This window comes from Streptomyces sp. NPDC006430, from assembly GCF_040612395.1.
Lineage (GTDB): Bacteria > Actinomycetota > Actinomycetes > Streptomycetales > Streptomycetaceae > Streptomyces.
Map to the genome: position 1 here is coordinate 62,457 of NZ_JBEXQA010000030.1, position 9,397 is coordinate 71,853.

Consider the following 9,397-nt stretch of genomic DNA (forward strand, 5'->3'; position numbering starts at 1 on the left):
TGGGAGACGGGGAGGCCGAAGGAGTGTCGGGGGGATCGAACGGAGCAGGAGGCCGCGGGTGCCTGGTTTTACGCATCTGCACACCGTTTCGGGGTTCTCCATGCGCTACGGAGGATCACACCCGCAACGGCTGGCGGAGCGTGCCGCCGAGCGGGGCATGGACGCCCTCGCCCTGACCGACCGCGACACCCTCGCGGGTGCGGTGCGGTTCGCGAAGGCCTGCGCGAAGGCGGGCGTCCGGCCGTTGTTCGGGGTCGATCTTGCGGTGTCGCCCGCGGGCGCGCCGGCGGCCGGATCGGGTGGAGCCGGTGCGGGCCGCCCCGCCGGGGAGGCGTCCTACCGGAGGCGGACCCCCGTCACGGGCGGAGCCTTCGTGGACGAGTCCGCACCCCGGGCCGTGTTCCTGGCCCGCGACGGCGTCGGCTGGGCCGAACTGTGCCGGATGGTCACGGCGGCCCACGCGGTCAGCGGTATCGGTGCCGACGCGGGCACCGGCATCGGCGCCGGCGCCGGCGGCCTGGCCGGGGCCGACCGCCGGGCCGGAGCCCGTACCGACGGGCCGCCCGTGGTGCCCTGGGGAGCCCTGCGCGGTGAAGGGGTGTACGTCCTGCTCGGGCCCGGGTCCGAGGTGGGGCGGGCACTGGCCGCCGGGCGCCCCGACCGGGCCGCGCGACTGCTCGCGCCCTGGCGGGAGATCTACGGCGACTCCCTCCGCCTGGAGGCCGTCCACCACGGCCGCACCGGCACCGGCCCCGGCTCGCTGCGGCTGGCCGCCCGTACCGTCGGCTTCGCCGCCGAGCAGGGCGTACCCGCCGTGCTGACCAACGCCGTCCGGTACGCCGACCCCGGTCAGGGCCCGGTCGCCGACGTCCTCGACGCGGCCCGCCGCCTGATCCCCATCGACCCCAGGGGCTCCCTCGACAGCGGTGAACGCTGGCTCAAGGACCCGGGCGCCATGGCCGAGGCCGCCGACCGGATCGCCCGGGCCGCCGGTCTGCGCCCGGCCGACGCGCGCCGGCTGCTCGCGGAGACCCGGCGCACCGCCGAGGCCTGCCTGGTGGACCCCGAGGACGACCTCGGCATGGGTTCCGTCCACTTCCCGGAGGCCCACCTCGTCGGCGCGGCCCACCGCACCGCCCAGCGGGTCCTCGCCTCCCGGGCCGCCGCCGGCATGGTGCTGCGCGGATACGCCGACGACCGCGCGTACTGGGAGCGGATGCACCACGAGCTGGACATCATTGCCTACCACGGGTACGCCTCGTACTTCCTGACGGTCGCCCAAGTCGTCGACGACGTACGCGCGATGGGCATCCGGGTGGCCGCACGCGGCTCCGGTGCCGGCTCCCTCGTCAACCACCTCCTCGGCATCGCCCACGCCGACCCCGTCGAGCAGGGTCTGTTGATGGAGCGCTTCCTGTCCAAGCGCCGCCCCGTCCTGCCCGACATCGACATCGACGTGGAGTCCGCCCGCAGGCTGGAGGTCTACCGGCGGATCCTCGACCGGTTCGGCCCCGAGCGCGTCGCCACCGTCTCCATGTCCGAGACCTACCGGGTCCGACACGCCATCCGTGACGTCGGTGCCGCCCTGTCCATGGACCCGGCCACGATCGACCGGCTCGCCAAGGCCTTCCCGCACGTCCGGGCCCGCGACGCCCGCGCGGCCCTGGCCGAACTGCCCGAGCTGCGCGACGTACGCGGGGAGGAGCATGGGCGGCTGTGGGAGCTCGTCGAGGCGCTGGACGCGCTGCCGCGCGGGATCGCCATGCACCCGTGCGGCGTGCTGCTCTCCGACGCCTCGCTGCTGGAACGCACCCCCGTGGTGCCCACCAGCGGCGAGATCCCCCTGGGCCCCGCGGGCTCGGGAGGCGCCCCCATCCCCATGTCCCAGTTCGACAAGGACGACGTGGAGGACCTCGGGCTGCTCAAACTCGATGTGCTGGGCGTGCGGATGCAGTCCGCGATGGCGCATGCGGTCGCGGAGATCCGGCGCGTCACGGGGGAGGAGCTCGACCTGGACGACCCGGCGCAGGTGCCGCCGGGCGACGAGGCGACGTACGGGCTCATCCGCTCGGCCGAGACGCTGGGCTGCTTCCAGATCGAGTCGCCGGGCCAGCGCGACCTGGTGGGGCGGCTCCAGCCGGCCACCTTCCACGACCTGGTCGTCGACATCTCGCTGTTCCGGCCCGGCCCGGTCGCCGCCGACATGGTGCGGCCGTTCATCGAGGCGCGGCACGGGCGGACCCCGGTCCGCTTCCCGCACGAGGACCTGGAAGGGCCGCTGCGGGAGACGTACGGGGTGGTGGTCTTCCACGAGCAGATCATCGAGATCGTCAACATCATGACCGGCTGCGGACGGGACGAGGCGGACCGGGTGCGGCGCGGGCTCTCCGACCCGGAGTCGCAGGCGCGGATCAAGGTGTGGTTCGCGGCGAAGGCGGCCGAACGGGGCTACTCGGCGGAGGTGATCGGCCACACCTGGGAGATCGTGGAGGCCTTCGGCTCGTACGGCTTCTGCAAGGCGCACGCGGTGGCCTTCGCCGTGCCGACGTACCAGTCGGCGTGGCTGAAGGCGCACCATCCGGCGGCGTTCTACGCCGGGTTGCTCACGCACGACCCGGGGATGTACCCGAAGCGTCTGCTGCTGGCGGACGCGCGGCGGCGGGGCGTGCCGGTGCTGCCGCTGGACGTGAACCGGTCGGCAGTGGCCCACCGTATCGAACTGGTGTCCGAGAATCCGCCGGTGTGGGGGCTCCGGCTGGCCCTGGCCGACGTCCACGGCATCAGCAGTGCGGAGGCCCTGCGGATCGAGAACGGACAGCCGTACGGATCGCTGCGCGACTTCTGGGACCGGGCGCATCCGGGGCGACCGGTGGCCCAGCGGCTGGCCCAGGTCGGGGCGTTGGACGCCTTCGGCGCCAACCGGCGCGACCTGCTGCTGCACGTGGCCGAGCTGCACGGCGCGCAGCGGTCGGCCGGAGCCCGGCCCGGTAGCGTCCAACTCCCCCTGGACGGCGGACGGTCGACGGCCCCGATCGGCCTGCCCGACCTGAACGAAGCGGAGCGGCTCAGCGCGGAGCTGGGCGTGCTCGGCATGGACGCCTCGCGGCACCTGATGGGGGACCACCACGCCTTCCTGGCGGAGCTGGGGGCGGTCCCCGCCAGCCGACTGCGCGCGGTCGAACACGGCCGGACGGTACTGGTCGCGGGGGCCAAGGCGGCCACCCAGACGCCGCCCATCCGGTCGGGGCGTCGGGTCATCTTCACCACGCTGGACGACGGGACGGGCCTGGTCGACCTGGCCTTCTTCGACGACAGCCACGCGGCCTGCGCGCACACCGTCTTCCACTCGTTCCTGCTGCTGGTACGGGGTGTCGTGCAGCGACGCGGACCGCAGAGCCTGAGCGTGGTCGGCGCGGCGGCCTGGGACCTGGCGGAGCTGGTGGAACTGCGGGCGACGGGCGGCCTGGACGCGGTCGCGGCCCGCCTTGCGGAGCCGCTGCCCGTCGCATCCGAGTCCGGGTCCGAGTCCGGGTCCGAGTCCGGGTCCGAGTCCGGGTCCGGGGCCGAGTCCGGCGTCGGAGCCGGGCCGGCGGCCGGGTCCGTCGATTCCGGGCGCCGCATCCGCCTGCCCACCGGGTACGAGATGAACCCGTGGGCCGACCTCCAGCCGGGCGGCGAGCGCGCCGCCACCGGCCGCAAGCTGTGGCACTCCAGCCCGGGGAGCGCGGGATGACCGAGCCGAACGGCGTTCTGCACGTACGGTGCGCTCCGACGGTCTCCGAGGAGGGGTACCGCGAAGTCCTGGAACTCCTGCGGGAGTTCTCCCCGACGGTCCAAGCCCTGCCGCCCCGGGCGGCGCTGGTGCACGTACGCGGCGCCCGACGGTACTTCGACGCGGACGCCTGTCGGATCGCCGAGCTGGTGCGGCTGCGTGCGGTAGCCCGGCTGGGCACGGACGTACGGATCGGTGTCGCCGGGACCTGGGCGGTGGCGGCGACGGCCTCCGCGCGGGTACCGGGTTCGGGTGGCGTCCTGGCCGTGCCCGAGGGTGCGACGGACACCTTCCTGGGGCCGCTGCCGGTGGAGGCGCTGCACGGCATCGGCCCCAAGCAGGCGGAGGCGCTGCGCGGGTACGGGCTGTACACGGTCGGCGCGGTGGCCGCCGTTCCGCCGGGAACCGTCGAACGGATCCTGGGCCAGCGGGCTGGCCGGCTGGCCGCGGAGCGCGCCCGCGGGATCGACCCGCGCCCCGTCACCCCGAAGGACCTGCCCGCATCGGCCGCCGTCCGGAGCGGGTTCACCCGGCACGAGCTCGACGGCCCGCACGCCCGGGCCGTACTCCTCGGCCTGGTGGTACGGCTGGGCGCGGTGCTGCGCGGCCGTCGCCAGGCCGCCCGGGCCCTGTCGCTGACGTTGCAGTTCGCCGGCGGCACCCGCTGGGAGCGGACCCGGCGGCTCACGGAGCCGTCCGCGCACGACGAGGACCTGCGGACGGCGGCGTACCGCCTGCTGGACGCGGCCGGGCTGCAACGGGCCCGGCTGACGGGCATGGTGCTGCGCGCCGAGGACCTCACGGGTGCCGAGCGGGTGTCCCGGCAGATCTCGCTGGACCCGGTCCGTGAAGCCCGGCTGACGGTGGAGGCGGCCGTCGACCGGGCGAACGCCCGCTTCGGCCCGGGCATGGTCCGCCCGGCCGCCACCTTCGCCACCAGCCGCAAGGCGGCCTGAACCTGCGCGGAGCCGCTCCGCCCGAGGCGGTACGCAGGGCTCGACCACATTTTTTACTGACGCGTAACTTCCAAGTCTTGCTACTCGCCCGTAATTTGGCGACAGCAGCACCCCTTGTGATCCGGATCACGGGATGAACCCCCACGTCATTCCCCTTGAGCCTCCCCCCGGCCACCGCTGGGAGGCACCCCCATGGAGATCACATGATGCTGCCCTGGCGACGCCTGCTCCGCCCGCTGGCCGTCCTCACCCTCGCCGCCGCCCTCGTCGTCCCCACCGGCGCTGCGCAGGCCGCCTCCGCACCCAGCAGTGGCTGGAACAACTGGTCCTGCAAGCCGTCGGCCGCCCATCCCCGCCCCGTCGTGCTCGTCCACGGCACCTTCGGGAACTCCGTGGACAACTGGCTCGGCTTCGCGCCGTACCTCGTCCACCGCGGATACTGCGTCTACTCCCTCGACTACGGGCAACTGCCCGGCGTGCCCTTCTTCAACGGGCTCGGGCCCATCGACAAGTCGGCCGAACAGCTCGATGTGTTCGTGGACGAGGTGCTGGCCTCCACCGGAGCCGCCAAGACCGACATCGTGGGCCACTCCCAGGGCGGCATGATGCCGAACTACTACCTCAAGTTCCTCGGCGGCGCCCCCAAGGTCAACGCCCTCATCGGGCTCGCGCCCGACAACCACGGAACCACCCTGGACGGACTCACCCAACTGCTCCCGTACTTCCCCGGAGCCGAGGACCTGATCAGCTCGGTGACCCCGGGGCTGGCCGACCAGATCGCCGGATCGGCCTTCGTCACCAAGCTGAACGCGAGCGGGGACACCGTCCCCGGGGTCCAGTACACGGTCATCGCGACGAAGTACGACGAGGTCGTCACGCCGTACCGGACCGCGTTCCTCCAGGGGACCGGATCCAACGTGCACAACGTCGTGCTCCAGGACCTCTGCCCCCTGGACCTCTCCGAACACGTCGCCATCGGGCTCACCGACCGGATCGCCTGGCACGAGGCGCTCAACGCCCTCGACCCGGCGCACGCCACCCGGACCACCTGCGCATCCGTCTTCGAGTGACCACGATGCACAGGCGGTCCGGAGGCTGAACGGAACGAACCGGCCGTCCTAACGCTTTGGCCGGAAAGGTTCACCGGCAACCTTTCCGGCCAAAGCCCTAGCGGTCGGACCGGCCCGGCGCCGTCGCACGGCGTCGGGCCACACCGAACATCACGGCCGCCCCGAGGGCCAGCACGCCGGCCCCCGCAACCGCGATCACCGGCGTGGCGCTGTTGCCACCGGTCTCCGCGAGGTGGGTGCCGGTGGGGGACTGCGTCGAGACGGGGGTGAGGGCGGTGCTGCCGTTCGTCTTCGGGTCGTTGTCACCGTGACCGTTGTGCTCCACCGTGGACTTGCTCTCGCCGTCCGCGATCTGCTGGTCCGTCGGGGGCTTGGGCGCGTCCGAAGGCAGGCCGGAGGGCTTGGCGCTCGGCTTGGTGCTCGGGGTGGTGCCGGTGGTGCCGCCGTTGTTGCCGGTGCCGCCGGTGCCGCCGGTGCCGCCGGTGCCGCCGGTGCCGCCGGTCCCGGCGTTGTCCTTGCCGAACACCACGTCCGAACAGGTGTAGAAGGCCTCCGGGCTGTCCGAGCGCTGCCAGATGCTGTAGATCAGGTGCCGGCCGGACTTGTTCGGGACGCTGCCGGAGAACACGTAGTCCCCCTTCTGCATGCCCGGGTCGGTGGCCTTCGCGAACGGCGCCGGCTCCAGGTCGGACCACTTCAGGGGCTTCGACGGGTCGTACCCGTCCTTCGTGATGTACAGCTCGAAGGAACCCTTGTGCGGGGCGGTCCCCTTGTAGCGGAAGGTGTGCGCGCCGGCGGACATCGGACTGGCCGGCCAGTCGGCCCGGGCCAGGTCCAGGCCCCGGTACTTGTCGTTGCCGGCGGAGCAGAGCTTGCCGTTGGGGATCAACGACCGGTGGTTGCCCGCCGCGTTGGCGATGTTCACCGCGTTCCAGTCGTAGAACGCCTGCGTACCGCTCGCCGCCACCGCCGCCTGGCAGGCCGCGGACTTCGGTGACTCGGGCCCTTCCGCGTAGCAGGCAGCCACCCGGCTGACAGGGTCCGTCATCGAGCCGTGGGCGGCCGCGGGCGCAGCGGCGTAGGCGGCCACCGCGAGCGGGGCGAGACCGACTGCGGCGATACGGGTCACGGTGCGGCGACGTACGGACATGGGTGGATCTCCTTCGGGCAGGTGAATGCAGTGACCACGAGGTGTGGGGCGCGCCGGAACCGGGCCGTACGGGTGTCGCCCCGCGTGGATCCGACGCCGTCCACGGCCCTCCCTGGCCCCGCCAAGCTAGCCCCCCGACCCCCGAGTTCCACCCGTTTCGAGCCCTCGCCGAAGATCCTTAGGATCCGCTTAAGGCGGGAGTAAGAGGGGGCTCAGGAACGGCGGTTCCACCGGCCCTTGGCTCAGGTCTTCCGGCTCCCGGGGAAGACCAGGGGGCGTGTCAGTGCGGTGACCTAGGGTCGGTCCATGACCACTAGCGTTGAGGCGATCAACCCCGGAGACGTCCGCACCCGCACGGAGATCCGTGCGGTGTTCGGGGGAAGCGGGCAGGGAGGCATCTGCGCCTCCCAGGACATGCACAGCGTCAACCTGTACTCGGACCCCGACGTCGGAGAGCAAGCCGGCTACTACGACGGCTGGTTGGCCGAGGAGGACGAGTTGGGTCTCGTCTTCGAGTACACCGGCGCGGGCAAGTCCGGTGACCAGACCTTCGACGGCGTCGCCGGTTCGGGGAACAGGGCGATCCTTCGGCACGCGGAGCAGGACCGGGTGCTTCGCGTGTTCACGCGGGTCGGCAAGCTCGCCGGAACCGATACGAAGACCCACCGCTACCTCGGGGCCTTCACGCTGGACGGGATGCAGCCGTACGTGTGGCGACGGGTCCACGGCGAGGACGGGCACGAGCGGAACGTCATCGTCTTCCGCCTGCGTCCCGAGGACACGGTTGCCCCTGCTGTGCAGGACGTGGTCCCCGCTGCCGAGGAGACCACCGCGGAGTTCGTGCCGTTCCAGGTCGTGACCGCGGCGATGCTCCAGTCGGATCCGGCAACGAGCGGCGGGTTGCCGCTCCCCAAGCAGCGCGCGAGCAAGGGGAGCGGCTCGCGCGCGGCGGCTCCCAACGCGGAGACCAGCGGCACCTTCGTCGTCCCCGAGGCCTTCGGCACCAAACTGAGTCTGCGGGCTGCCACGGCTGCCACCGTCGCGGTCCGCCACGAGGCCGAATTGACCCAGGCGTACAAGGCGCACCTGGACGCTGCAGGGCACCGGACCGGCGCCTTCCAGATCAAGGTGAAGGGCCTCACCTCCACCCTGCGCACCGACCTGTACGACGCGACGGACCACGTCCTCTACGAGGCGAAGGGCTCGAACTCCCGCGAGGACGTACGGATGGCCCTGGGCCAGATCCTGGACTACAGCCGCTACGTCACGTCGCCCGAGCACGAAGGGGAGCCCCGGCGCGTGATCCTGCTGCCGGCCGCTCCCACGCCCGACATGTACACCTTGCTCGATCGGTACGACGTCGCCGTCGTGTACCGGGGGGACGACGGCCGTTTCGTCGGAGACGCCGTCCCCCACGTCGACTAGGTGCGCCACCCCTCCGTCGCCGCGGTGCCGGACCCGGTGGCGGAGGGCGGTGACGGCTCGCCCGCGGCTAGTCCGGTCCTTCGCACATGACGAGTTCGGATGAAATGACGATGTGACCGGCACTTTGGCGGGTGCCGGTCGTTGTACCCGGCATGCCGATATCTCGTTCGCGTCGCTCACGGGTGCACCGGCCGCGTTTCGCGGTGGAGTTGACCTCCGTGGTGGAGAGGCGTCTGGGCGCTCTGCCCGCCTCTGCCGAGTTTCTGCGCCGCCTGGACGTGGCGGGGATCGTCGACGAGCTGTGCCCGATCCGGGATGTCGCGCACCTCACGCACGGCCAGGTGATCGAGGTGCTGGTTGCGAACCGGCTGTCCGCGCCGGCGCCGCTGGTGCGGGTGGGCGACTGGGCGCGGGAGTGGGCGGTGGAGGAGGTCTTCGGCATCTCACCGGACCTGCTGGGCGTCGACCGGCTCGCCCGCGCGCTGGACGCGATCGCACCGCACCTGGACGAACTGGTGGGCACGGTCGGCGCGCAGGCCATCGCCGAGTTCGGCATCGATGTGTCCCGGATTCACTGGGACATGACCTCTATGTCCCTGTTCGGCGCCTACGAGGACCAGGACGAGCAGTTCCCGCAGGTCAAGTACGGCCACCCGAAGGACCGGCGGGTCGATCTGAAGCAGATCCAGGCCGGGCTCGCGGTGAGCGGCGACGGCGGGATCCCGGTCTTCCACCGCGTCTACGACGGCGGCGCGGGCGAGGTCGCCCAGGTCGTCGGCGCGATGAACGCCCTGCGCAAGATGGCCGACCGCACCGATTTCCTGCTGGTCGCGGACTCCAAGCTGGTGTCCTGGTCGAACGTCACCGCCCTGCTGGAGGCGAAGGTTGGCTTCGTCGCCCCCGCTCCCGCCGCCAAGGTCCCCGACCACGTCTACGCGGCCTTGAACCTGGAAGACGCACGGGTCGTGGACTACGTCCCGGACCGGGACGCGACCAGACCGGCCGGTCAGCGCGAGGTCTACCG

Annotated in this window: 6 protein-coding genes; 5 read left to right on the top strand and 1 reads right to left on the bottom strand. The window is 72.3% G+C overall.

The window, feature by feature from the left end:
- Positions 1-58: 58 nt before the first annotated feature.
- The 3 genes from dnaE to ABZZ20_RS30065 all read left to right on the top strand — a co-directional run bounded on the left by dnaE (position 59) and on the right by ABZZ20_RS30065 (position 5,798).
- A complete protein-coding gene (gene dnaE, locus ABZZ20_RS30055; RefSeq protein ID WP_356874948.1) occupies positions 59-3,733 on the top strand; it encodes a DNA polymerase III subunit alpha in 3,675 nt (1,224 codons plus the stop codon).
- Positions 3,730-4,728, top strand: coding sequence for a hypothetical protein (locus ABZZ20_RS30060; protein ID WP_356874950.1), 999 nt, complete (start codon positions 3,730-3,732; stop codon positions 4,726-4,728). The genes dnaE and ABZZ20_RS30060 overlap by 4 nt, the downstream gene beginning before the upstream one ends.
- 206 nt (positions 4,729-4,934) lie before the next feature.
- A complete protein-coding gene (locus tag ABZZ20_RS30065; RefSeq protein ID WP_356874964.1) occupies positions 4,935-5,798 on the top strand; it encodes an alpha/beta fold hydrolase in 864 nt (287 codons plus the stop codon).
- A gap of 97 nt (positions 5,799-5,895) precedes the next feature.
- Here the strand turns inward: ABZZ20_RS30065 and ABZZ20_RS30070 are convergent, their stop codons facing one another.
- Entirely contained in the window at positions 5,896-6,948 is a 1,053-nt protein-coding gene (locus ABZZ20_RS30070) for a lytic polysaccharide monooxygenase (RefSeq protein ID WP_356874952.1), read from the bottom strand.
- Between the two features lie 306 nt (positions 6,949-7,254).
- Between ABZZ20_RS30070 and ABZZ20_RS30075 the strand changes: the two genes are divergently transcribed.
- Together ABZZ20_RS30075 and ABZZ20_RS30080 are read left to right on the top strand one after the other, a co-directional pair.
- Complete coding sequence (locus ABZZ20_RS30075) at positions 7,255-8,373, top strand: hypothetical protein (RefSeq protein WP_356874954.1); 1,119 nt, start codon at positions 7,255-7,257, stop codon at positions 8,371-8,373.
- Positions 8,374-8,591: 218 nt separating this feature from the next.
- The coding region (locus ABZZ20_RS30080) for an IS1634 family transposase (RefSeq protein WP_356874956.1) at positions 8,592-9,397 on the top strand (806 nt) is incomplete at its 3' end.

Bases quoted from the DNA above. Each gene is read 5' to 3' on its own strand.
- ABZZ20_RS30060 (WP_356874950.1), top strand. From the start codon at position 3,730: ATGACCGAGCCGAACGGCGTTCTGCACGTACGGTGCGCTCCGACGGTC.
- ABZZ20_RS30065 (WP_356874964.1), top strand. From the start codon at position 4,935: ATGCTGCCCTGGCGACGCCTGCTCCGCCCGCTGGCCGTCCTCACCCTC.
- ABZZ20_RS30070 (WP_356874952.1), bottom strand. From the start codon at position 6,948: ATGTCCGTACGTCGCCGCACCGTGACCCGTATCGCCGCAGTCGGTCTC.
- ABZZ20_RS30075 (WP_356874954.1), top strand. From the start codon at position 7,255: ATGACCACTAGCGTTGAGGCGATCAACCCCGGAGACGTCCGCACCCGC.